Consider the following 24062-nt stretch of genomic DNA (forward strand, 5'->3'; position numbering starts at 1 on the left):
GACCGTGACCGCCAGCGCGCAACCGGTGTAGCTCGATGACCCGGTGCAGTCGGCGTGGTCGAGCCCGCTACCCGCGTAGCAATGCGAGCACGGGTTCAACCGCGAGGGCCGCTGCGAAGGCCGCCGCGAGGTGGACTACCGGTCAGCCGGCAGGGGGCAGGTTCTTCAGCACGGCGTTGGCGATGGACTCGGCCTGCTTACACGGCTTGGCCTTGTCGTCGCGGGGTGTGTAGGTCACGCGGACGGTTTCGATCGTCGGCATGACCTGGTCGGATTTGCCCTCTTCGAAGTCGCGGTGCTTCCACTCGAGCGCGCAGCTCGACGAGCGGTTGCTGACGTATCCCGTCACTCCGTCGAGCTGGACCGGTTCGACGTCCCGGTAGCTGTTGTTCGGCCCGAACGTCTCGGCGTAGGTGAGTTCGGCGCGCAGATTGCCGCTGCCGTTGATGGCGTCGATCCGGCAGGTGCTGAGGTCGTCGGCGGTCTTCGACTGGATCACACCCAGCTGTTGCCTCGCCGCGTCGTCGTCGACCAGCGCGCAGATGTCGGTTCGCGCGAGGCTGTCGTCCGGGAGATTCTGCTGCGGCGGTTCCGTGCGCAGCTTGTCGACGGCCACGTCCAGCGCCGCCGACAGGTGATCGCACAGGGGGGACTCGCCGGAGACGTCGATCGTGATCGCCTGCTGCGGCGAATCCGGCAACGCGACCGCGCTGCTGCAGCCCGAACTCGTGCTCTCCTGTAGCACAGCCTGGCCCGCCACCTGTTCACCGGTGGCGGTCATGCGTGAGCGGTCGATCGTCGCGCCGAGTTCGAGGTTGAGCGAATCGGAGCTGAACCCGCCTTCGCCGAAACGGCACCGGTGCAGGTACGTCGAGTAGCTCGACGGCTGCAGCGTCGTGTCACCGAAGGTCTCGTCCTCCAACAGTGCACACGCGTCGATGTCGCGCAGCCGGTCGACGCTGAGCGCCTGTGCCACCGGCTCGCGCTGCTCCGGTTCGATCACCGTGCCGGAGACGGGCGCCATACCCTGCGTGACCGCGAGGGCCACCACGGCCGCGCCCGCGCCGATCAGTGCGATCACCTTGGGCCATCGCGGTTTGCGCGGAGGCGGCGGCGGTTCCGGTGGTGGCAGGGCCAGCACGTGCCGGACCTCTGCCTCCTGCTTGTCGATCAGCTGCTGGATGGCGACGGGCCAGACCGGGCCTTCGTGGTCGATCGGCCCGACCAGGTCGAGCAGCTGTGCCGGTGTCGGCCGGGCCTCGGGCTCACGGGCCAGGCAGGCCTCGATCACGGGCAGCATCTCCGGCGGCACCCCGTCGAGCTGCGGCGGCTCGTGCACCACGTTGTAGAGGGTCTGCGCGGCGGTCGTGCCGGTGAACGGGCCCTGCCCGGTCGCGGCCATGACCAGCAGCGTGCCCAGCGAGAAGATGTCGCTCGCCGGCGTGAGGTCCTTGCCCTCGGCCTGTTCGGGCGACATGTACGCGGGGGATCCGACGACCGTTCCGGTGCTGGTGAACTCGGCACCCTCGGCGGCACGGGCGATACCGAAGTCGATCACACGCGGGCCGTCGGAGGTGAGCAGGACGTTGCCCGGCTTGAGGTCGCGGTGGATCAGCCCGGCGCGGTGCACGTCGGACAACGCGGTGGCCAGGCCCGCGATGAGCCGCCGCATCGACGGCACCGGCAGCGGCCCGCTCGCATCGATCGCGTCCCGCAGCGACGGCCCCGCCACATACACCGACGCCAGCCAGGGCGCTTCGGCCTCGGGGTCGGCGTCCATGACGGCTGCGGTGTAGGCACCCGACACCCGGCGGGAGGCCTCGACCTCCTGCCGGAACCGGACGCGGAAGCCGTCGTCCTTCGAGAAGCTGGGGTGGATGCGCTTGACGGCGGCGACGCGGCCGTCCTGGCCCAGGCACAGGAAGACCTGGCCCATGGCACCCTCGCCGAGCAGCACCAGCGGGCGGTAGTGGCCGATCGGGTGGGACTGGTCGGGCTGCAGCGGCTTCATGACGTCGGCAGCCCTTCCATCACGGCGTCGGCGAGTTTGCGGGCGCGCTCACATGCGAGGTCGGCGGTGGTGTCCTGGTCGTCGTACCGCCCCCGGTAGGACACCTCGACCACCTGTGCGTAGTAGTCGGAGTCCTCACCGGAGACGGGCGCCTCGGGCCATTCGACGCTGCAGGAGGCGGAACCGGTCGAACTCGGCCGCTGGTAGACGTCCTTGCCGCCGACCTCGATCTTCTCCGTGCTCTCCGAGGACGATTCCTCCGGATTTCCGCTGATGTCGAGAGCGACGACCGCCTCGCCCCCGCCGCTGTAGGTGCACTCGCGGAGATAGTCCGATTCGACCGACGGCGTCTGCCCGAACACGTCCTGCGCCCGCTGCCTGCTGATGAGCAGGCACGGGTCGACCTCGGCCAGCGTGCGGTACTGCTCGGCCCACGTGCCGTCGCCCTTACGGGCGGCCTTCACCGCTTCCCCGAGGTACTCCCGTCCCGCCTCGCACGGCTTGTGGTCCTTGCCCGGCTTCCCGTCGCCGTACCAGCTGACGCTCACCTCGATGCCGTTCGTCGGCATCTGCGGGAGCACGCCCGCGACTGCGCACCTGCCCTCGTCGGGACCGTTGACCAGCGTGGTCAGCCCCGCGGTCTCGCCGCCGGAGCTGTTCGAACTCGACGTGATCCGCGAACCGAGCTCCAACGTGACCGACATGTTCTCGCTGACGTCGAACCGGCACTCGTCGTACTCCGTGCTGCCGTCGGAGTTCAGGCTGGGGATGAGCTTGCACGGGTCGAGCTTGCGCAGCGATGTGGGCGCCAGCGGTCCGGTGGGCGCCTCGGTCGTCGGGATCGGATCGGGCTCCTGGGCGGCGACGGTCGTGGCGGTGCCCGCTTCGGGGTGCGTGACGCCGATGAGGGCGGTCACACCGAGTGCCGCGACCATGATCAGCGAGGCGAGCGCGACCACCAGGCCGCTGCGTGACTTCCGCAGGTCCGAGCCGGCGAGGACGGCATCGACGTCGTCCTCGCAGCGGCGGATCTCCTGCTGTACCCGCTCGGGCCACGGGTTGTTCGTCGGCGGGAGGCTGCCGATCAGCCCGCGCAGCTGGTCCGGGGTCGGCCGCTGGGCGGGGTCACGCGCCAGGCACGGGCCGATGATCGACATCAGCTCCGGCGGCACCTTGCTCAGGTCCGGCTCGCCGTGCACGACGTTGTAGAGAGTCTGCGGCGTGGTGTTGCCCGCATAGGGGCTCTTGCCGGTGGCCGCCATCACCAGCAGCGTGCCGAGCGAGAAGATGTCGCTGGCCGTGGTCAGGCTACGGCCCTCGGCCTGCTCCGGCGAGGTGAACCCGGCGGAACCGACGACCGAGCCGGTGCTCGTGAGCTCGGAGCTGCCTTCGACGGCTCGCGCGATGCCGAAGTCGATCACCCGGGGGCCGTCCGAGGCCAGCAGCACGTTGCTCGGCTTGAGATCGCGGTGGACGAGGCCGGCGCGGTGGATGTCGGCCAGCGCGGACACGAGGCCCGCTGCGAGGTGCCGCACCGCCATGGGCGGCAGTGGCCCCGCGGTGTCGATCGCGTCCTGCAGCGACGGTCCGGCCACGTACACCGAGGCGAGCCACTGTTGCTCCGCCTCGGTGTCGGCGTCCATGACGGCCGCGGTGAACGCGCCGGAGACCTGCCGCGACGTCGCGACCTCGCGGCGGAAACGCTCCCGGAACCCCTGGTCGTGCGAGAACGCGGGATGGATGCGCTTGAGCGCCGCCGGTCTGCCGTCCGGCGCCATGGCCAGGTACACCCGGCCCATGCCGCCTTCGCCGAGCATCGCCAGCAGGCGATAACGCCCCGCGTACTCCCGGTCGCCTTCCCCCAGGACCTTCATCAGCGCGCCACGCCCGTCAACCCGATCGCCTCGCGCACCTGCGACAACACGCGGCCCGCGCGGTCCCGCGCCTTCTGCGCACCCTCCGCGAGCACCGTGTCGAGTTCACTGCCGGGCTCCATCAGCGCCTCGTAACGCTCCCGCAGCGGGGCCAGCTCGGCGTTGAGCACCTCGAACAGCACGTTCTTGAGCTCGCCCCAGCCCATGCCGCCCGCTTCGAGGCGTTTGCGCGTGTCCGCGACGACGCCCGCGTGGTCGGCCGACGCGAACTGTTCGAGGATCTGGAACGGCGCCGAGGTGTCCGGGTTCTTCGGCTCGTCCACTGGCGTGCTGTCGGTGGGGATGCGCCGCACGAGCTTGAGGAGCTTCTTCTCGGGCAGGAAGAGCGGGATCGTGTTGTCGTACGACTTGCTCATCTTGCGGCCGTCGAGGCCCGGCAGCGCCTGGCCGTGGCTCTCGTCCGGGACGATCGCCTCGGGCACCTTGAACCTGTAGTTCTTGCCGTAGACGTGGTTGAAGCTGCCTGCGATGTCGGCGGCGTACTCGACATGCTGCAACTGGTCCCTGCCGACCGGCACGACGTCCGACTCCATGATCAGGATGTCGACGGCCATAAGGATCGGGTAGTTGTACAGGCCCATGTTGACGCCCGCGTCCGGGTCCTCACCCGCCTCGACGTTCTTGTCGCGGGCAGCCTTGTAGGCGTGGGCGCGGTTCATCAGGCCCTTGGCCGTCATGCACGACAGCGCCCAGTTGAGCTCGAAGATCTCGGGCACGTCCGACTGCACGTAGAACGTCGTGCGCTTCGGATCCAGGCCTGCGGCGAGCCACGTCGCGGCGACCGAGCGCGTGTACTGCCGCAGCTCCTGCGGGTCGCGCACGCTGGTGAGTGCGTGGTAGTCCGCGATGAAGTAGACCGAGTCGTACTCCTCGGTGAGCGTCAGCGCGGGCCGGATCGCGCCGACGAGATTGCCGAGGTGCGGCTCACCGGTCGGCTTGATGCCGGTCAAGGAGACTTTCGCTCCGCTGGTTACGGCCTGTGACATGGGGGTCATCGTACTGGCCACCGCTCATGCGATTGCCGGAAGGCGGCAACTCGTGCCGGGGCGCGTCACCGTCAGGCGGGCCGTGGTGTGTCGCGGTCGACGGACAGTAGGTCGTCGAGCACGGGTCGCAGTTGCGGCCGCTTCGGAGTGAAGCCGTCGCCCGAACAACGGCCGGTGAGGTAGTTCGTCACGCGGGTGCGCGCCGTCGGCAGCACCGAACCCCAGACCCACCGCGCGTGCGCGAGCGGACCCGGCGTGTGGGGAGCACCGGGGAGCGGGGCCAGCCAACTCGGGTCGTATCGGACGTCGAGGGTGTCGAGCACGTGCCCCGCGACCCGCCGGTGGCCGTGTTCGCTCAGGTGCAGCCGGTCGCGCCCGAAGTAACGCAGATCGTGGACCGACTGGTCCGGCCACAGGTCGACCACGCGGGCGCCGTGGGCGTCTGCGGCGGAACGCACCGTGTCATTGAACGCCTCGATGCGCGAGCGCATCCACCGGACCAGCGGCAGCCTGCCGGACACGTCGGAGAGCGTGAACACCACCACCTCGGGAGCGATGTCGGTGAGCAGCCGCAGCGCGGCGCGCACGCGACTCGCCACGACCTCGCGGTCGTAGCCGCGGGTCGCCATGAGGTCGTTGGCCCCGCCGCAGAGTGCGACCAGGTCCGGTTCGAGGTCGGCGGCCGCGGGCACCTGCTCGACGACGATCTGGTCGAGTCGCTTCCCCCGCACTCCCAGGTTGGCGTAGTGCAGTGTGGGTTCGTCGCAGGCCAGGCGTTCTGCGACGAGGTCGGCCCAGCCGCGATAGACCGGCCTGCCGGGGTACGGGTCGTCGAGACCTTCGGTCAGGCTGTCGCCGAGCGCCACGAAACGCTGGTAGGACATCTTCCGCTCACACCCTGTTCGGTTCGGCTTCGCTCACGGTTCGGGGCGGCGTTGCCGCTGCCGGTGGAGTGTCGCCACGAATGGCGTAAACGTTACCGCCCTGTGACCGGTGTTGCGGTTTCGGAACCGATGCCGTGGGCAGGCGCGGGTGCGAGCCCCGTCGTGGACTCCGTCAGCGGAACGGCGAACCGCCGAAGTAGTCGTCGTCATCCGGAGCGTCGGCGTCGCGGCCGCGAGAGCCCGCGCCGCCGGTGCCCGTTCCGCCCGCAGTGCCACGGGGGCGACCGGTGCCCGGGTCGCCGACACCGGGGTCACCCGTGCGGGGATCGCGGGACCCGTCGGAGGCTCCGCCGGCAGCCGGGCGGTCGTCGGCACGGGAACCGCCCGTGTCGCGGCCGCCGCGGAAGATGTCCCGCTCGGCCGCGTCGTCCGGCTCGTCGGTGTCTGTGGCGCCGTCGTCGGGATTCGACGTCGGCACGGCCGGCCCGCCGGACTCGATGATCTCGTCGAGCTCATGCCCCTCCCGGATCATCGTGTAGGCCGACTGCATCCCCGCGACGCCGTGTTCGAGCGCCGCGCGGACCTGCGGATCGTCCAGGAACCGGCCCGCGGAGATGTCCTGCCACGACAGGTCGCCGCGGTCCACGCGATCCTGGAGCTCGCGCAGTTCGCGTGGCGCGTCCTTGCTACGGGCGTGCTGCTCGATGAGCTGGATGTCCTCCTGCGACAGGCCGCCCTTCGGCAGCTGCTCCGCCAGCTGTCCCGCCTGTGCGACGCGGGTGTCGAGGTCCACCTCGGCCTCCTCGAGTTTGGCCAGCGCGTCCCTGATCTGCGGCGTCATCCAGGCGTCCGGATTCGTCACGGTCACTCCCCTTCGGCCGTGTCGACGGCCGCGAGCCGCGGCCGGTTTCGTGCGGTCACGGTGCCGGCCGGACGGAATGCCCGGCAGGCACGACGGTGGGCGGGCTCACCTGCGACGCCCGCCCGCGGTGATGCGGCCGCCGTCATCGGGGCGGGGGAGTGCCGTGCTGGCGTTCCATCGCCCCGAGTCCGCTGGCACCGGGCCGCTGCGGTCCGGTGGACGGGGCGGCCGCATCGCCGGCGTTCGGACTCGCTGCCTCTCCGGTGAGATTGCCGCGCGCCTGATCCAGGTGGCCCGAGTTGAGCGCACCGTCGCCGCCGGACGTGTCCGGAGAGGGGCGCGCCGGTCCCGAACACGGCGCGAGACCGAGCGGGTCGTAGGCGTGCACCGGGTTCGCGACGTAACGATGCGGGGTGACACCGCCTTCGAGGCCGATCGGATCCGCCGCCGAGTACCCGCCGATCGCCGGGTCGTAGAAGCGGAAGCAGTTGTAGTTGTCGCCGGTTTCCGGGTCGTGATACTGCCCGGGGAACCGCAGCGGACAGTACGGCCCACCCTGCGGCCCGCCGGTCACCGACTGTCCCCAGATCGTGGACCGGCTGTGCCACGCGAGGTCGCCGTCGGGATCGATCATCTCCAGCGGAGTGCCGACCAGGTCCGTCACCAGCGCATAGAACTGCCGGTCGACCCATTCCTGCGAGCCGCCGGCTGCGGGTGTTCCCGCGGGCGGGTGTCCCGCAGGCGGTTGTCCCGCGGGCGGTTGTCCCGCAGGCCCGATACCGGTCGGGCCTGTGCTCACCGGAGCGCCACCCACCGGAGCGCCACCCACCGGCCCCGGTCCGACGGGGGCGTCGAATCCTGCGCCGCCCGCCGGGATCGCGGGGCCGTCACCGCCGCGGGTGCGTTCCCGTTGTGTCACGGGGCGGAACGAGTCGGGTTCGAAGTCCCACGTCGTGGTCGAGGACCGGCCGGGCGTGTAGCCGTCCGGCGAAGGACCCGTCGCGGTCTGCTCCGCGAGCGTGACGCCGTCCCAGTGGAAGGCGACCGACTCGGCGACCGCACCGGAACTCGACAGCCGCTGCTTGGCGATGCGCCTGCCGAGCGGGTCGTAGACGTACCGCCAGCGGGTGCCGTCCGTCGTCGTCACCGTCGTGAGCCGGTCCTCGGCGTCCCAGGTGAACGTCGAGGACCGCTCTGCGCCCGACGGCGCCGCCGCCCGCCGTCGCACCACGCGGCCCTGCGCGTCGTGCTCGTAGGCCACGGCTCCGGCGCGCCGGATCAACGTGCCGGTGTACTCGCGCGGCCCCTGCGCCTCCGGGGCACCCGAGCCGTCCGGAGTGGACGGCCACGAGCCGTGGGTGATGTTGCCGGACGCGTCGTAGGCGTACTGCTCGGCCCAGCCGTGGCCGCGCACCACGGTGATCCTGCCCGACGAGTCGAGGTCGAAGGTGCGGGAACCGTCGATACGGTCGTCGACCGCTGCGAGGAAACCGTCCTGCCGGTAGCGGTACGCGCGTTGCTGCACCACCCGGCTCGGGCCGCCCGGCGTGTACAGGTTCGGCGCCGTGAGCGTCTGCGAGGCGAGCCGGTGGTTCACGTCCCACGCCTGCACCAGCTCGGCGCCCGCGTCGACCCGGCGGCGCACCTCGCGGCCCGCCGCGTCGTACGAGAACCGGATCGTGTGGCCGCCGCTCGACAGCTCCTCGGGGCGGCCGTTCGCGTCGTAGCTCCACCTGGACTCGGCGCCGCTCGGCGTCACCCGCGCGACCCGGCGGCCCAGCTCGTCGTAGGACGAGCGCACCGTGGCGCCGTTGACCGTCTCGGTCAGTACGCGGCCGCAGCCGTCGCGTTCGTACCGCACCTCCGCGTCGGGCGAGGTCGCCGCGACGAGCCTGCCCGCAGGGTCGAACTCGAATCGGGTGACGCGCTCCGTGCCGTTGCCGTCCACACCGGACTTCTCCACCACGTTGCCGAGCGCGTCGCGGGTGAACGTCACGGTCTCACCCGCGCCGTTCGTGCGCGACACCAGCGCACCGGTGCGATCGTGACGGTAGCGCAGGGTGCGGCCGTTGAAGTCCGTTTCGGACGTCAGCCTGCCCGCAGCGTCGTAGGTGTAATCCCACGTCAGACCCTCGGGATTGCGCACCGACACCAGGCGCAGCGCCGCGTCGTGGCGGAACTCCAGGCGGGTGCCGTCGGGGCGGACCTGCGCGACCGGCAGGTCGAAGTTGCCGTACTCGGTGCGGGTGCGCATGCCGAGCGCGTCGACGTGCTCGATGACGTTGCCCTCGGCGTCGTAGCGCCACCGTTCGGTCGTCCCGTCGGGTTGCGTGCGCGAGAGCAGTCGACCCTCGATCGTCCACGCCATCCGCAGCCTGCCGCCCGCCGGGTCGACGACCTCGCCGACCCGGCCGAACACGTCGCGGATGTACCGCGTGATGCCGCCCCGCCCGTCGGTCACCGTCACGGGCAGGCCCGCGCCGTCGGTGCGGATCCGGCGGGTCCCGCCGAGTGCGTCCGTCACCGATTCGAGCGCACCCCGAGGGCCGTAGGTGTAGCGAGTGAGCGTGCCGCCCGGATCGACGACCGACGTCAGGTTGCCTGCCGCGTCGTGGAATCGCTGTTCCGTGCGGCCGTCGGGGCCGGTGATCCGGGTGGGCAGGCCGAGTTCGTTGTACTGCGTGACGACCGTGGAACCGTCCGGCATCGTCGTCTTCGTGACGTTGCCCGCGTCGTCGTACTCCCACCGCGTGGTGCGGCCGAGAGCATCCGTTTCGGACAGCAGCTCGTTGTAGCTCGTCCACTGCCGGGTCGTGGTGTTACCGAGCGGATCGGTCTCGGAGACCAGCTGCCAGTGCTCGTTGAACCCGTACGTCGTCGTGGCGCCGAGCGCATCGGTGAACGTCCGGGTGCGCGCCGCGTCGTCGTACTCCCAGCGGCCCACGAGTGCATCGCCCGCGCCCTCGCTGGAGGTGACCCGGCCCGCGGCGTCGTAGTGGTAGCGGTACCACTCGCCGTTGCGGTCGGTCCACTGCGTGATCGAGCCGTACTCGTCGTAGGTGAACCGCATCGGCCTGCCCGACGAATTGTGCACGGCCACCAGGTTCCGGCCCTCGTCGTAGCCGAATCGCGCGACGACGATCGCCTCGCCGCGTGGATTGGCCAGCCGGAAGCCGGTGATCAGACCGTCCACGGAATCGACCAGCACCCGGTAGCCGCCGGAATGGACCACTTCGGACGGAACGGCGTCGCCTGCCGTGTCGGCTCCGGGCTCGCCGTAGCGGACGTCGATGCGGTTGCCGTTGCGGTCGGCGATCGCCGACAGGTGCCGTATCCGACCGCTGCCGGTGAACGTGAGCGTGCGCCCGAGCTTCGGCTGTTGCAGCGTGAACACGTCGTCGGCGGACCGGGTCAACGGCCACAACGATCCGGTGGCGGGAACCACCGGATCGCCGCCGGTCGTGGGTAGCGCGTACCGGAGGCGGCCGCCGTCGGCGCCCGCGACGTACACGGCATCGGCCTCGACCTCGATGCGTTGGTCCAGAGTGGACGCCCAGCCGGGGCCGAACAGCCTGCCCACCCGGTAACCGGAGAAGTGCGTGCGCTCGAGTACCAGTGGCAGCACTCCGGCGAGTTCGAGATCCTGCTGTGTCAGGAACATCTGGCCGGTGGCGAGATCGACCGGGTCGCCGGAGCCGGGGACGACTTCGCGCGGTCGTGCCTCGGTCTCGGTGTGCCCGGCGTTGGCCGCCATCGACGTGTCGGCGGGAGCGGCCGGACGGCGCGCCGGGGTAGGACCGCCCGAGTTCGCGGTGTCCGAGGAGGCCGCGCTCGTGGCCTGCTGTTGCTCGGCGCGGTGAGCCGAGCGTTCCCGGTCGAGTCCTTCGACGTTGTCGTTGTAGCTCAGTCCCGACTTGACGTAGTCCTTGCTCGCGCTGGCGATCGACGTCTTCGCGTCGCTGATGCCCTCGCGTCCGCTCTGGACCTGGGCGATGCCCTTGCCCGTCTCGTTGGCGACGCCGATGACGTCGTTGAGGTTGTCGGCGCTGCCCAGTTTCGACAGTGCCGTGCCCGTGGCGACGATGCCCTGGATGACCTCGATCGAGCTGGTGATCAGCTGGGTGATTCCGTCGATGAGGTCGAGGACCGCGTTCACGATCTGGATGACGTCGACGACGATCTTGACCGCTCTGCCCCAGCCGACGACCGGGATCGGCAGCATCGCCGCGGCCTCGATCAGCTTGTTGACGATCGTCTCGATGAGCCCGAGTGCCTTGTCGCACGCGGCCTTCGAGCCGTCGGCGACCTTCGCCAGTGCCATGCCGATGAGCTTCGCGGCCTGCGCGTCGGCCTCGAGGCCGATCGTCCACTGGAAACTGACCTCCGAGCTGAACGACTCGGCCGCGCCGCCTTGCCACGCGCTCTGCAACGGTTCGAGTCCGCCGTTGAGGTTGTTGCGCACCGCCTGCAGCGCGTCGCGCACGTTGTTCCACTGTGCCGCGCCGCGGGCGATCTGTTCGAAATCGCCCGTGATGGGCGTGATGAGCGTTTCGACGAGGCTTTCACCGACGACCTGTTCCCACACCCAGTTCACGGCCTGGACCTGGATGCCCGCGTTGGCGATGGCGTCCTCGATCTTGGCGCCGCCCTCGAGACCGGGGTCCTTGGCGAGGATCGCGACCGGGTCTTCGAGCTGTTGGTAGCTGCCCCCTGCCATCAGTCGCTGCCCCGAACGTTGGTGTCGACCGCGTCGAGCTTGCCGCCCAGAGCCTGGATCTCGGCGTGCTGATCGGCCTCGTTGCCCTCGTATTTGTCCGCGGCGCCCGCGACCTTCTCGGTGAGCTCGTTCATCTTGCCGTGCGCGAACTCGAGCGTTTCGCCGTACAGTTCGACGACACCCGTCACGACGGGTGCGAGCAGCGCGAGCAGGCCTGTGTAGCCGCTCGTGTCGCCGCCCTTCTCCCGCGCGTGGTGGCCGATGGCCTTCAGATTGTTCGCCTGGCGCGCGGTCAGGCTCGCATAACCACGCAGCTCACTGGTCTGGACCTCGTGTCCGGACGTCATGACGTCGCACCTCCCCCAAAGTCGCAAGTCGTCGCGATTCCCGGCCCGTACTGTACGACGGCCCCGGCGACCGTGTCCGCGCCCTCACGAAAGTGTGGCGGGACACGGCCGCCGGGGCCGTGTGAGGAACCGCTGCGGCCGGCGCGTCACCCGTCGGTTCGCAGTACGGGTTTCAGCGCCGTGAGCACCTCCGGGTCCTCGATCGTCGACGGCACCGGTTCGTCCCGCCCGTCGGCGATGCCGCGCATGGTCTTGCGCAGGATCTTGCCCGAGCGGGTCTTCGGCAGCGCCTGCACGACCGACACCTCGCGGAACGCGGCCACCGGGCCGATCTCCGAGCGAACCGCCTCGACGAGCTCGGCCCGCAACCGTTCCTCCGTGATGTCCACTCCCGCCTTGAGTACGACGAACCCGCGCGGCAGCTGTCCCTTCAACTGGTCGGCCACGCCGATCACGGCGCACTCGGCGACCGCGGGGTGGGCCGCCAGCGCGGCCTCCATCGACCCGGTCGACAGCCGATGGCCCGCGACGTTGATGACGTCGTCGGTGCGCCCCATGACGAACAGGTAGCCGTCGGTGTCGAGGTAACCGGAGTCGCCGGTGAGGTAGTAGCCGTCGTAGCGGGAGAGGTAGGCCTCCTTGAAGCGCTCGTCGTCGCCCCACAGCGTCGGCAGCGCACCCGGAGGCAACGGCAGCCGGATCGCGATCGCACCCTCCGTCCCGGCCGGCAGTGCCACGCCGTCCTGGTCGAGGATCTGCACGTGCCAGCCCGGCACCGGCATCGTCGCCGACCCCGGTTTGACCGGCATCGGTTCGAGCCCGCGCAGGTTGGCCGCGATCGGCCAGCCCGTCTCCGTCTGCCACCAGTGGTCGATCACCGGTACGCCGAGGTGGTCGTGCGCCCAGTGATACGTCTCCGGGTCCAGGCGCTCACCCGCCATGAACAGCGTCGTGAAGCCGCCCAGGTCGTAGTTCGCGAGCTCGGCCGCGTCCGGGTCTACGCGCTTGACCGCCCGCAGCGCCGTCGGCGCCGTGAACAGGGCCTTCACCCCGTGCTCGGAGATGACCCGCCAGAACGCGCCCGCGTCCGGCGTGCCCACCGGCTTGCCCTCGTACAGCACGGTCGTGGCGCCGATCAGCAGTGGCGCGTAGACGATGTAGGAGTGGCCGACGACCCAGCCGACGTCGGAGGCCGTCCACCAGACGTCGCCGGGGTGGATGTCGTAGACCGCGCTCATCGACCAGGCCAGCGCCACGGCGTGGCCCCCGTTGTCCCGCACGACGCCTTTCGGCTTACCCGTCGTGCCGGAGGTGTAGAGGACGTACAGCGGATCGGTCGCGGCGACCGGCACCGGATCGGCGGGCGCCACGCCGGAGACCAGGTCGTTCCAGTCGACGTCGCGGTCGGTCATCGCGCAGCGGCTCGCCTCGCGCTGCAGGACGACCACGTGATCCGGCTGATGCGCCGTGGCCGCCAGCGCGTCCTCGACGATCGGCTTGTACTCCACGACCCGGCCCGGTTCGATACCGCAGGAGGCCGCGACGATGGCCTTCGGCTTCGCGTCCTCCACCCGTGCGGCCAGCTCCTTCGGGGCGAACCCCCCGAACACCACGGAGTGCACCGCGCCGAGCCGTGCGCAGGCCAGCATCGCGATGACGGCCTCGGGCACCATCGGCATGTAGATGATCACCCGGTCGCCCTTGTCGACGCCGAGCGAGCGGAGACCGCCCGCGAACCGCGCGACCTCGTCGCGCAGCTCGGAGTAGGTGTAGGTGCGCTGCGACGAGGTGACCGGCGAGTCCCAGATCAGCGCGGGCTGGTCGCCGCGGCCGCCTTCGACGTGCCGGTCGAGCGCGTTGTAAGCGGTGTTCAGCTCGCCGTCGGGGAACCACCGGTACAGCGGAGCGCGGGCGTCGTCGAGCGCCTTCGTGGGCGCCGTCGTCCAGCTCACCCCGCGGGCGGCGTCGAGCCAGAAGCCCTCCGGGTCGGTGATGCTGTGCTCGTAGGTGTCGGCGTAGGCGCCCATCGCGGCTCTCCTTCGTGCTCTGCGCTGAGTCCGGTGAGTGTTGACCGTAGGACGTTGCACCTGCGCTGCACTAGAGCAACGCGGAGTGAGGCGGATGCGTCCACACCGACGGCGGTCGACATACTGTGTGGACCGGCCGCCGCCCGGGGCCGAGCACACGTCATCAGCGACACGCACGAAGGAGCGAGAGGTGGAATCGATCGCTGGCTCGTTGTTGTCGCTGGCGTACCGGATCTTCCAGCCCGGGTTCTGCCCCGGCGACTGGGTGTGGGCCACCAGCATGGCCGGCCTGCTCATGGGCCTGTGGCCCGTGTTCGGTGCGCTGGTCATCGCGATCGTCCGCAAGTTCACGGGCAACCGCTACACCGGGGCGCCGCTGATCGCGATCGGCGCGATCGCCGTGGTCACGGTGCTGGTGATGCCGTGGCTGCTTGCGACGGGCATCTCGGGCATCTTCCGCGACGTCTTCGCGGGCGGCACCGGCGGGCTCACCCAGACCGACGTCGCGAACCTGTCCCAGGAGTACTGCTTCGTCGGCCCGCAGACCGAATACCTCGGGGGCGGCCAGAACGTCTACGAGACGCTGTTCTACCCCTCCGGGGACTCCCTGGCGTACGGCTACTACCTCGGCGGCCTCGTCGGGCTGCCGATCCTGACGCTGCTCGCGGTCATGCTGCTGGGCCGGGTCGCGCTGCGGCGCGGGCCGAAGTGGCCGGGCCGGTTCATCTGGGGCTCGTACCTCGCGTTCGTCCTGCTGTCGGCCGGTGTCGAGGCCAACACGGCCGTCCACCTGTGGCTGGGCTTCCTGCCCGCCGTCATCCTCGGGATCATCCCGGTGGCGATCGTCGGCGCGCCCAGCTGGTCGACCATCCAGCGGTCCGACGCCCCGCCGGAACCGCGGCCGGCACCGCGTCCCGAGCCGCCGCGGCGCCCCGAGCCCGAACCGGAGCGCCAGTACGCGCCCACGGCAGTCGCACCGTCGCCTCCTCCCGTCGCCGCGGCCGCCGTCCCGCCCGCGGCGTCGACCGGTTCGGACGGCCGGTTCGAACGGATCCGCAGGCTCGGCCAGGGCGGGTTCGGCACGGTGTGGCAGGCGCGCGACACGCAGCTCGGCCGCACGGTCGCGCTGAAGATCGCCCACGTCACCGACCAGGAGACCGAGGAGCGCATGCGGCGCGAGGCCCGCGCGCTGGCGATGCTGTCGCACCCGAACTGCGTGCGTGTCTACGACCTCGTCGAGGAACACGACGGCATGGCGCTGGTCATGGAGTACCTCGAAGGCCGGTCGCTGGCCGACACCGTCGACAACGGCGGCGGGCTCGACGACATGTCCGCGGGCAGGCTGTGGGCCACGCTCGCGGGTGCGTTGTCGGCCGCGCACGAGCAGGAGGTGCTGCATCGCGACATGAAGCCCTCGAACGTCATCCTCGACCCGCAGGGCATGCCGCACCTGATCGACTTCGGGATCGCCCGCAGCAAGGATGACGCCAAGCTGACGGCCACCGGCATGATGATCGGCACCCCGGACTACACCGCCCCCGAGATCGCCGAGGGGTCGACCGCGACTCCCGCATCGGATGCCTGGCAGCTCGCCGCCACCGTCAGCTACGCGCTGTCCGGGCATCCGCCCCGCGGCACCCGCGAAACGCCGATGGCCGCGCTGATGGCCGCCGCCCGCGCCGAACCGGCGAGCCACCTTCCCCGGCAGAGCGTGCACGCCCGGCTGCTGCGCGCCTCGCTGGACCCACAACCTCGGAACCGGCCGACGCTCGCCGCCGTGGAACGGGAGATCGGTGGCTGGCTCTCGCGGATCGGCTCGTCCGCCGACGGTCCGGTCACGCAGATCGTGCCGCGTTCGCAGTGAACCGGTCCTCGGCCGCTCCCCGGGGCGCCGTAGGGCCGTCCGCGGTATTCGCCGGTACGTACGCCGCGATCGGTGTGGTGCACCTCGTCGTGCAGCTCACCGGTCCCGGTTGGTTGTCAAGGCCGACGCAGGTGCTGCTCATGCCGCTGCTCGCCGGCTGGTTGTGGTGCGCGGCTCCCGAACGCACGAGGCTGGTGCGGCTCGTGGCGGCGGCGCTGGCGCTGTCGTGGCTCGGCGACACGCTGCCCGCGGCGTTCACGGGGGACGCTGCGTTCCTGGCCATGGTCGGCGGATTCCTACTGGCCCAGGTCACATACGTCGTCGCGTTCTGGCCGTACCGGCACGCATCGCTGCTGCGCACCCCGGCCGTGACGGGCTACGTCGTCGCGTTCGGCGTGCTGTTCGGACTGTGCGCACCGGGCGCGGGCGGGATGCTCGTCCCGGTCGCGATCTACGGCCTCTGCCTGACGGCGATGGCGGTGCTCGCCACCGGGGTGGGCACGCTCGCCGGGCTCGGCGGTGCGGTGTTCTTCGTGTCGGACGGGCTCATCGCGCTGGGTGCGTTCGCCGACTGGTACGACCCGCCCGCGCCGGGCTTCTGGGTGATGCTCACCTATCTGGCGGGCCAGGCGTTGCTGGCCGTCGGCGCGGTCCGCGCAGGCGGCGTCACCGCCACGACGGGAGCCACAGCTCCGCGTTCCACCGCTCCGGAGTGATCGGTTCGCCGACGAGGATCGGCCACAGCCAGACGAAGTTCGCCACCACCAGGCCGGTGTACAGCGACACCACGAGCAGTCCCGTGCCGCGGCGTTCGAAACTCGCCTTCGCGCGGCCCAGCAGGTGGCCGAGCACCAGCGTGAGCCCGAGGATCAGGAACGGCGCCAGCGGGGTGGCGTAGAAGAAGTACATCTGCCGGTCGAGGTTCACGAACCACGGCAGCAGCCCAGCGCCGTAGCCGACGAGCACGGCGGCGTAGCGCCAGTCGGCGCGGAAGACCGTCCGCCACAGTCCCCAGCCGAGCACCGGCAACGCGAGCCACCACATCGCCGGGGTGCCGATGAGCATCGTCGCCTGAACACAGTCGCTCTGCCCGCAGCCGTCGATCTGGTTGCCGGACTCGTGGTGGTACAGCATCGGGCGCAGGCCCATCGGCCACGTCCACGGCTTGGACTCCCACGGGTGCGGATCGCCGTCCGGTGTGGCCAGGCTGCTGTGGAAGTCGAGGACGTTCAGCGTGTACAGCACCAGTTCGCGCAGGGCGCCAGGCAGGAAGGCCAGCGAACCGTCGCCGCTGATCTCGGCGTAGTGCCGGTCGGTGGCCGTTTCGCTCGCGAACCACGCCCACCACGTGGACAGGTAGACCAGCACCGAGATCACGCCGATGCTCCACAGCGCCGGCGCGAGATCGCGGCGCAGCATGCCCACCCACGGCCGGGCGATGCCGGCGGTACGGCGGGCGGCGACGTCGAACGCGATCGTCAGCAGGCCGAACGCGATCACCCAGTACATGCCCGACCACTTGATGCCCGTCGCCAGTCCGAGCATCACGCCGGCGCCGAACCGCCACCAGCGGAAACCGAGTCGCGGCCCGAACGGGGTGTTCCAGGCCCAGCCCTCGCCGGCGGCCGTGGCGAGGCGCTCGCGGACCTGGTCGCGGTCGAGGAGGACGCAGGCGAACGCAGCGACGACGAACAGCGCCTGGAAGATGTCGAGCATCCCCATGCGCGACTGCAGGTGCAGCACACCGTCGCAGATGACGAGGACCCCGGCGACCGCGCCGAGCAGCGTGGACCGGGTCAGCCGCCGGGCGATGCGGATGACCAGCAGGATGATCAGCGTGCCCGCGACGGCCGCCGTGAGCCGCCAGCCCCAGCCGTTGTAGCCCAGCAGCCACTCGCCGGCCGCCATGAGCTGTTTCGCCAGCGGCGGGTGGACGACGAGTTCGTAGCCGTAGTTGTCCTCGTAACCGCCGTTGCGCAGCATCTGCCACGCCTGCGGGACGTAGTGCTTCTCGTCGAAGACCGGCGAACCGCCGTCGGTGGGGTGGCCGAGGTTCCACAGGCGCAGGACGCCGCCGATCGTGGTGATGACGAGCGTGACCCACAGCGCGCGCATGCGGTCGACCGGCATCGGCGTGCCGAGCAGCGCGGCCTCGCGGTCCGACGGCGGCTGCCCGGCCGGACCGGTTTCGGCGCGGCGCGGTCGCGGCAGTACGGCGGTCACGGAGGCCGATCTTACGGGCGGCGATGTGAAACCCCGTGCAGCCCGTGGCGGGGCCGACGCGCCCCCAAGGGCGCTTCGGGGCGTTCAGGCACAGTCACGCGTCAGCGCGTCCTTGAGGGGCGGTGGTCGGGCGGGAGGCCCGAATCTTCCCTTCGCGCGTGCGACGACGCCGAATCGCACCATCGGTCGGGGATCGCGCATCGGTGGTGGCGGGCGCCGGATAGCCTCGCGGCATGCCGTTGATCCTCGCCGGAACGCCGCTCGGCGACCGCAGTGACGCCAGCCCCCGTCTCGCGGAGGCGCTGCGGACCGCCGACGTCATCGCCGCCGAGGACACCCGCCGGCTGCGATCGCTGGCCACGGCACTGGACGTCGCACCGGCGGCCAAGGTCGTCAGCTTCTACGAGGACGTCGAGAGCGCGCGGTTGCCGAAGCTGCTCGACGCCGTCCGCGAGGGCGACACGGTCGTGCTCGTGACGGACGCCGGGATGCCGAGTGTGTCCGATCCCGGGTTCCGTCTGGTGGCGGCGTGTGCCGAGGAGGACCTGCCCGTCAGCTGCGTACCGGGACCGTCGGCGGTGACCACGGCGCTGGCGTTGTCCGGGCTCGCGCCCGACCGCTTCTGCTTCGACGGCTTCGCGCCACGCAAGCCGGGTGAACGTGCGCGCTGGTTCGCCGAGCTCGCCGAGGAGAAGCGGACGACCGTGTTCTTCGAATCGCCGCACCGGCTGGCTTCGCTCCTGGCGGATGCGGCGGCGCGACTGGGCGCCGACCGTCGCGCGGCCGTGTGCCGTGAGCTGACCAAGACGTACGAACAGGTGCGCCGCGGCACGCTGGGCGAGCTGGCCGAGTGGGCCGCCGACGGGGTGCGCGGCGAGATCACCGTGGTGCTGGCGGGGGCCGCGCCGCGCGACGTGAGCGTCGCCGACCTGGTCGGTGAGGTGACGCGGCGGGTCGAGGCGGGCGAACGGCTCAAGGCGGTCGCCGCGGAGGTCGCGAAGGAGACTGGCGTGTCGAAGAAGGAGCTCTACGACGCCGTCGTGGCCGCGCGGCCGGACTGACGCGACGGCGCCGCACCACCGGCACCCGCGTCATCACCGGGAGGGGTGGCGAGCAGCGTTTCCAGGGGCGCCGCCTTGTCGAGGCATTCGTGCCATTCGGCACCGGGATCCGAATCGGCCGTGATGCCGCCGCCCACGCCGACGTGCACCTCACCGGCCGCGATCTCGAAGGTGCGGATCGCGACGCTGAGCTCCGTGCCCGCGACCGGCGAGGCGAGTCCGACGGCACCGGTGTACAGCCCGCGTGCGACCGGTTCGAGCTCGGCGATCAGGTCGAGTGCCCGGATCTTCGGCGCGCCCGTGACCGATCCGGGCGGGAACGTCGCGTGCAGCAGCGCCGTGTCGTCGGCGCCCGCGGTGAGGGTGCCGACAACCGTCGAGTCGAGGTGCCACACGCCCGGCGCCGGCCGGACCGCGAGCAGTTCCGGCACGCGCACGCTGCCGATCTCGCACACCCGGCCCAGGTCGTTGCGCACCAGGTCGGTGATCATCACGTTCTCGGCCACGTCCTTGACCGACTCGCGCAACAGGTGCGCTCCCGCGTCGTCCTGCGGTCCGCGGCGGGGCCGGGTGCCTTTGATCGGTGTCGACCGCACCGCTGTGCCGTGACGGGCGACGAACAGCTCCGGCGACATCGACACGGCCGCACCCCACTCTCCGGCGAGGTAGGCGGCGCGGGCCGGGTGCAGCCGGCGAGTGCCCTCGGTGAACAGTGCGAGCGGCGAACCGTCGAAGGTGCCGGTGAACCGGGTGCAGATGTTGGCCTGGAATACCTCGCCGGCGGCGATGGCGCGTACGCAGTCGGCGACGGCGCGTTCGTGGTCGCCGCGCGGTGGGCGCCGCAGCGACGTCGCGTGCCAGGTGTGCGCCGCGGCCGGGTGCGCTCCGGCGGCCGCGGCGGCGAGCAGATCCCGGAACTCGGCGGCGTCGGCGTCGCCGCCCGGCGAGCCGTCGAGGGCTTCGAACCACCAGCGGCCCTCGGCGTCCAGGCGCAGCACGTGGCCTGCCCAGCCCCACACCGCGGGCGGCAACGGGCCGCGGCGGTGGGAGGGGTCGGACAGGTCGTAGGAAAGGTAGCCGAACCAGCCGCCGCCGACCGCACCCGTGTCGTCGGCGGCCGCCGCGATGCCGGAACCGTCGGTACCGGTGGGAATCCGGGCCGGCATGGCCAGCGCGTCGGAGGGATCCGGGACGGGATCGAGGTGAACCGACGGTGCGAGCACCGCGCGGGAGCCGAACCAGTCTCCGGTCAGCGCGGCCGGTCCCGGCAGGGCGTGGTCGCGGGCGCGGTGTTCCAGCACCGTGAGGACCTGCTCGGGGGACAGGTCGCAGTCGAGTGCCGTTCGCCGCAGCCGCATGCCCGGCATTGTCACCCGATCGGCGAGAGAAACCGAATCGAAGGTGTCGAACGCGACGGCCGCGTGTGTTCCGCCTGATCGACACGGGCGCGGTGGCCGGGTCGCCGCTACGTTCGCGGCATGGACGTCAGGCCCGTGGAGACCGAGCGGATCGCGAAGGTGACCGGGGCGGACTCGGCGAACCGCACCGCCGCGAGGTTCGCCCTCGCGGCGACCGACCTCGGCATCCTGTGGGATGCCGGCGGTGGCCGGGTGTTCGCCCTGTTCGGCGACACCTTCGGCCACGGTTGGGGCGGCCACGGCGCCGGTCCGGGGTCGGCGGACTGGCGCAGCAACGTGCTCGCCTGGTCGACCGCGCGCGACGTCTCCGGTGGGCTGCCGTTGGACGGCGTCGTGGCGCGGGCGGGCGGCGGAGCGGCGCAGGTCATCCCGTCGGGCAGGGGCGAGGTGACGGTCGTGCCGAACGGTGCGATCACCGTCGACGGCGTGCACTACGCGCACTACATGTCGGTGCGGGAGTGGGGCGAGCCCGGCCACTGGCGTACCAACCACGCGGGTGTCGCGGTGTCCCGCGACGACGGATGCACGTGGCGCAGACCGAGATCTGCGAGGTGGTCGAACCGCGACGGCCGCAGCAGGTTCCAGGTGGGCGCGTTCGCCCGCGACGACGAGTACGTCCTGCTGTTCGGCACGACCAACGGCCGCCGCGACGTGCCGTATCTCGCCCGGGTTCGCCCCTCGGACCTGCTGCGGGTGCGGGCGTACGAGTACTGGGACGGATCCGACTGGCGCGGTGACGAGCGCGCAGCGGCACCGCTGTTCGACGGCTCGGTCGGGGAGATGTCCGTCGGTCGTCACCGAGGCTGCGGCCGCTGGCTGATGCTGCACCTCGACGAACCACGCCGCGGCATCGTGGCCCGCACCGCCCCCGCGCCGACCGGCCCGTGGACCGAGGGCGACGTCGTCGTCTCCGGCGACGAACATCCCGCGATCTACGGCGGATTCCTGCATCCCTGGTCGCTGGACGGGACGCCGGCCGACGCTCCCGGTCCGTCCGGCGGTTTCGACGTCTACTACCTCGTCTCCCAGTGGGGTCCGTACAACGTCTTCCTCACCCGAACCCGTTTCGAGGTGCGATAGTCACTCACAGCAGCACGTCGGCGAGGGTGAACGGGTAGACGAGCGCCGATGTCGCGGCGGGTCCGTCACCGGTGTGCTGGTGGACGCCGAGCCTGCTGTGGAACCAGCCGGGACGTCCGGGAATGCCGTTGCGGCGCACGAGCCACAGCACGACACCGGAATCGGCCCACTTGTCCGGGTGGAACCGGTGCTGCCAGTCCTCGAACTCGGCGTAGACCAGCACCTTGCCGATACCGGCCTCGCCACGGATCGTCTTGATCCACGCCTTGACGAACCGGTCGTCGATGCCCGCCGCGCGGGCGTCGAGTGCGGGCGCGAGCACGCCGGGTGCGAACGCACCGAGCGGCGCGCCCGTGCGCACGACGTGCCGCGCCTGGTCGATGGCCCCGCCTTCCCTGGCGAGGTGGCGGATGCCCGCGTGCACGCCCGCGTCGAGCGCACGCGTGAGCTGCTGCGCCGAACCGGAGTCACTCCAGTTGTGGTTCTCGGTGACGGTGATCGACGCGAACGTGACGGCCCGGCCGCGTAGCGCCGCCCAATCGGGCACGGATTCGCGCAGGTGCAGTCCGACGCCGCTCGCGCCCGCGGGCTCCGTCACGAGTCCCCCTAGCTGCCGGAATCGATGGTGACGGCCACCCTACGTGCGTTCGCGCACGTCAGGCGGCCATCACCCGCGGCGTGTCAGGCGTTCTCGCGCCGGAACGTCCGCGCGCCCCAGAACACGCACAGCGACATCAGCACGACCAGCACGATCGAGCCGGTGAGCATCGCGTCGACGGAGAAGTCGCCGCGGAATCCGGCGCGTCCCGCGTCGACGATGTGCGTGAACGGATTGACCCGCGAGATCGCGTACAGCCAATCCGGAGCGAGGCCGGTCGTGATCGGCACGAGAATCCCCGACAGCAACAGCACCGGCATCATCACCGAGTTCACCAGGGCCGGGAACGCCTCCTCGTTGCGCAGTGTCAGCGCCACGGCGTACGACGCCGACGCCAGCGTCACCGACAGCATCGCCACGATCAGCAATGTCAGCAGGATCCCGCCGAACGGGGCCGACAGGTCGAACACGAGGAACGCCAGCGTCGTGATGATGATGGCCTGCGCCACGGTGGTCAGCCCGTTGGTCAGGACCTTGCCGAGCAGCAGCGCCACGCGGCTGGCCGGGGTGACCCGGAGCCGTTCCACCACGCCGTTGCGCAAATCCGCCAACAGTGAGAACCCCGCGGTCGTCGCGCTGAACAGTGCGAGCTGGATGATCAGCGCGGGCGTCAGGATCGTCCAGCTGCTGCCGGGCGGGAACCCGGGTGTGCTGGTCACGATCCGCTCCATCAGCGGGCCGAACAGCACCAGGTACAACACCGGCTGCATCACGCCGATCGCCAGCCACGCCGGATTCCGGGACAGCAGGATCGCGTCGCGCCGGAAGATCAGCCAGACGTCACGCAACATGGGTCGGCACCTCGTTCCTGTCGCTGTCGTCGTTCCTGTTGCTGTCCTCGTCGGTCGCCGTCTCGTCGGGCTGGTCGGCGTCACCGCCGCTCTCGGAGTCGCGGAGGCTGCGGCCGGTGAGGGTCAGGAACACGTCGTCCAGCGTCGGCCGCTGAACCTGCATCGACTGCATCGTCAGTCCCTCGGAGTCGAACGCCCGCAGCAGCGCGGGCAGCGCCGTGTCACCCCGCGGCACCCGGAATCGCACCTCGCCAGGGGCCGAGATCAGGTCGTGGGCGCCGTCGACCCGGCCGACGATCTCCGCGGCCCTGGTCGTGACTTCGTCGTCGACCCCGAGTACGACGCTGTCGCCCGACACCCGCGCCTTGAGTGCGTCCGGGGATCCCTCGGCCACGATCTCCCCGCCGTCGATGACGAGGATGCGGTCACACAGCGCGTCGGCCTCTTCGAGGTAGTGCGTCGTGAGGAACAGGGTCACGCCCTGTTCGGAACGCAGCATGCGGATGTGCTCCCACAGATTCGCCCGGCTCTGCGGGTCGAGGCCGGTCGTCGGTTCGTCGAAGAACACCAGTTTCGGCGAGTGGATCAGCCCGAGCGCGATGTCGAGCCTGCGCCGCTGGCCGCCGGAGAGTGTCTTCGTCAGCCGCTGGTCCAATCCGGACAGGTCGAGCTGTTCGGTCAGCACCTTGCCCCGTGCGACCGCGTCGGCCTTGCTGAGCCCGTACAGCCTGCCCTGCAGTTCGATCTCTTCGGCGACCTTGCATTCCGGACCGGTACCGCCGCCCTGCGCGACGTAGCCGATGCGCTTGCGCACGCCGACCGGATCGGCGCGCAGATCGCATCCGGCGACCTGTGCTTCGCCCGCCGTGGGCGTGAGCAGGGTCGTCAGCATGCGCAGCGTCGTCGTCTTCCCCGCGCCGTTCGGGCCGAGGAATCCGACGAGCTCGCCCTCGGTGACGTCGATGTCGACGCCTTTCACCGCATCCACTGTGCGCCCGCGCGACGTGAACCGTCGCTGCAGGCCGCGTGCCTTGATCAAGAAAACCCCCGTCGAAAGTGATGTGCGGATCCGCCGCAGTTGCCGGACGCGGCAGGCCGCATGGTCCGGCCGATTCGGCCGTCGACGCCCAACTGTCCTCCGCACGCGGCATCTAGTCAAATTTGATTAGACAACGATGGGCGCGCTACGATGAGCGTGA

At 70.9% G+C, this 24062-nt stretch carries 17 protein-coding genes; 4 read left to right on the forward strand and 13 right to left on the reverse strand.

The genetic code is table 11. The annotated features are described in order from the left end of the window. Window positions 1-142 precede the first annotated feature (142 nt). From FB384_RS12780 to FB384_RS12815, 8 genes are all read right to left on the reverse strand, one after another. A complete protein-coding gene (locus FB384_RS12780) occupies window positions 143-2011 on the reverse strand; it encodes a serine/threonine-protein kinase (protein WP_183782969.1) in 1869 nt (622 codons plus the stop codon). Further along, window positions 2008-3885 carry a serine/threonine-protein kinase gene (locus FB384_RS12785; protein ID WP_183782970.1) on the reverse strand — a complete coding sequence of 626 codons (1878 nt, stop codon included), beginning with the start codon at window positions 3883-3885 and terminating at the stop codon, window positions 2008-2010. The genes FB384_RS12780 and FB384_RS12785 overlap by 4 nt, the downstream gene beginning before the upstream one ends. Further along, on the reverse strand, window positions 3885-4931 hold the full coding sequence (locus tag FB384_RS12790; RefSeq protein ID WP_183782971.1) for a tryptophan--tRNA ligase: 1047 nt from the start codon (window positions 4929-4931) through the stop codon (window positions 3885-3887). Before FB384_RS12790 ends, FB384_RS12785 begins: the two co-directional genes overlap by 1 nt. Window positions 4932-5002: 71 nt before the next feature. Beyond that, on the reverse strand, window positions 5003-5815 hold the full coding sequence (locus FB384_RS12795; protein ID WP_183782972.1) for an SGNH/GDSL hydrolase family protein: 813 nt from the start codon (window positions 5813-5815) through the stop codon (window positions 5003-5005). Window positions 5816-5987: 172 nt separating this feature from the next. Further along, the gene (locus FB384_RS12800; protein ID WP_183782973.1) at window positions 5988-6677 is read right to left on the reverse strand and encodes a hypothetical protein; all 690 of its coding nucleotides are present in this window, start codon (window positions 6675-6677) and stop codon (window positions 5988-5990) included. Between the two features lie 142 nt (window positions 6678-6819). Next, window positions 6820-11394, reverse strand: a complete 4575-nt coding sequence (locus FB384_RS12805; RefSeq protein WP_183782974.1) for a DUF6531 domain-containing protein — start codon at window positions 11392-11394, stop codon at window positions 6820-6822. Continuing rightward, window positions 11394-11741: a hypothetical protein gene (locus FB384_RS12810; RefSeq protein ID WP_183782976.1), complete on the reverse strand. Its 348-nt coding sequence runs from the start codon at window positions 11739-11741 to the stop codon at window positions 11394-11396. Before FB384_RS12810 ends, FB384_RS12805 begins: the two co-directional genes overlap by 1 nt. A gap of 146 nt (window positions 11742-11887) precedes the next feature. Then, entirely contained in the window at window positions 11888-14065 is a 2178-nt protein-coding gene (locus FB384_RS12815; protein ID WP_323985215.1) for a propionyl-CoA synthetase, read from the reverse strand. Between FB384_RS12815 and FB384_RS12820 the strand changes: the two genes are divergently transcribed. After that, a complete protein-coding gene (locus tag FB384_RS12820) occupies window positions 13959-15632 on the forward strand; it encodes a serine/threonine-protein kinase (RefSeq protein ID WP_183782980.1) in 1674 nt (557 codons plus the stop codon). The two genes, FB384_RS12815 and FB384_RS12820, sit on opposite strands and share 107 nt — an antisense overlap. 140 nt (window positions 15633-15772) lie before the next feature. After that, the gene (locus FB384_RS12825; protein ID WP_183782982.1) at window positions 15773-16348 is read left to right on the forward strand and encodes a lysoplasmalogenase; all 576 of its coding nucleotides are present in this window, start codon (window positions 15773-15775) and stop codon (window positions 16346-16348) included. On the opposite strand, the gene FB384_RS12830 is transcribed toward FB384_RS12825, so the two are convergent. Next, complete coding sequence (locus FB384_RS12830) at window positions 16299-17855, reverse strand: dolichyl-phosphate-mannose--protein mannosyltransferase (RefSeq protein WP_323985216.1); 1557 nt, start codon at window positions 17853-17855, stop codon at window positions 16299-16301. The genes FB384_RS12825 and FB384_RS12830 overlap by 50 nt on opposite strands. 233 nt (window positions 17856-18088) lie before the next feature. On the opposite strand from FB384_RS12830, the gene rsmI reads away from it, so the two are divergent. After that, entirely contained in the window at window positions 18089-18916 is an 828-nt protein-coding gene (gene rsmI / locus FB384_RS12835; protein ID WP_183782984.1) for a 16S rRNA (cytidine(1402)-2'-O)-methyltransferase, read from the forward strand. Here the strand turns inward: rsmI and FB384_RS12840 are convergent. Beyond that, window positions 18883-20274, reverse strand: a complete 1392-nt coding sequence (locus FB384_RS12840; protein ID WP_183782986.1) for an aminodeoxychorismate synthase component I — start codon at window positions 20272-20274, stop codon at window positions 18883-18885. The two genes, rsmI and FB384_RS12840, sit on opposite strands and share 34 nt — an antisense overlap. A gap of 120 nt (window positions 20275-20394) precedes the next feature. Between FB384_RS12840 and FB384_RS12845 the strand changes: the two genes are divergently transcribed. Continuing rightward, window positions 20395-21414, forward strand: coding sequence for a DUF4185 domain-containing protein (locus tag FB384_RS12845; RefSeq protein ID WP_183782988.1), 1020 nt, complete (start codon window positions 20395-20397; stop codon window positions 21412-21414). Between the two features lie 4 nt (window positions 21415-21418). On the opposite strand, the gene FB384_RS12850 is transcribed toward FB384_RS12845, so the two are convergent. The 3 genes from FB384_RS12850 to FB384_RS12860 form a co-directional block, all read right to left on the reverse strand. Continuing rightward, window positions 21419-22012: a GH25 family lysozyme gene (locus FB384_RS12850; protein ID WP_183782990.1), complete on the reverse strand. Its 594-nt coding sequence runs from the start codon at window positions 22010-22012 to the stop codon at window positions 21419-21421. A gap of 83 nt (window positions 22013-22095) precedes the next feature. After that, the gene (locus FB384_RS12855; protein WP_183782992.1) at window positions 22096-22863 is read right to left on the reverse strand and encodes an ABC transporter permease; all 768 of its coding nucleotides are present in this window, start codon (window positions 22861-22863) and stop codon (window positions 22096-22098) included. Then, window positions 22853-23902, reverse strand: a complete 1050-nt coding sequence (locus FB384_RS12860) for an ATP-binding cassette domain-containing protein (RefSeq protein WP_183782994.1) — start codon at window positions 23900-23902, stop codon at window positions 22853-22855. Before FB384_RS12860 ends, FB384_RS12855 begins: the two co-directional genes overlap by 11 nt. Between the last annotated feature and the right edge of the window lie 160 nt (window positions 23903-24062).

Origin of the sequence: Prauserella sediminis (assembly GCF_014195435.1) — a bacterium.
In the GTDB taxonomy this organism is placed as follows: domain Bacteria; phylum Actinomycetota; class Actinomycetes; order Mycobacteriales; family Pseudonocardiaceae; genus Prauserella; species Prauserella salsuginis.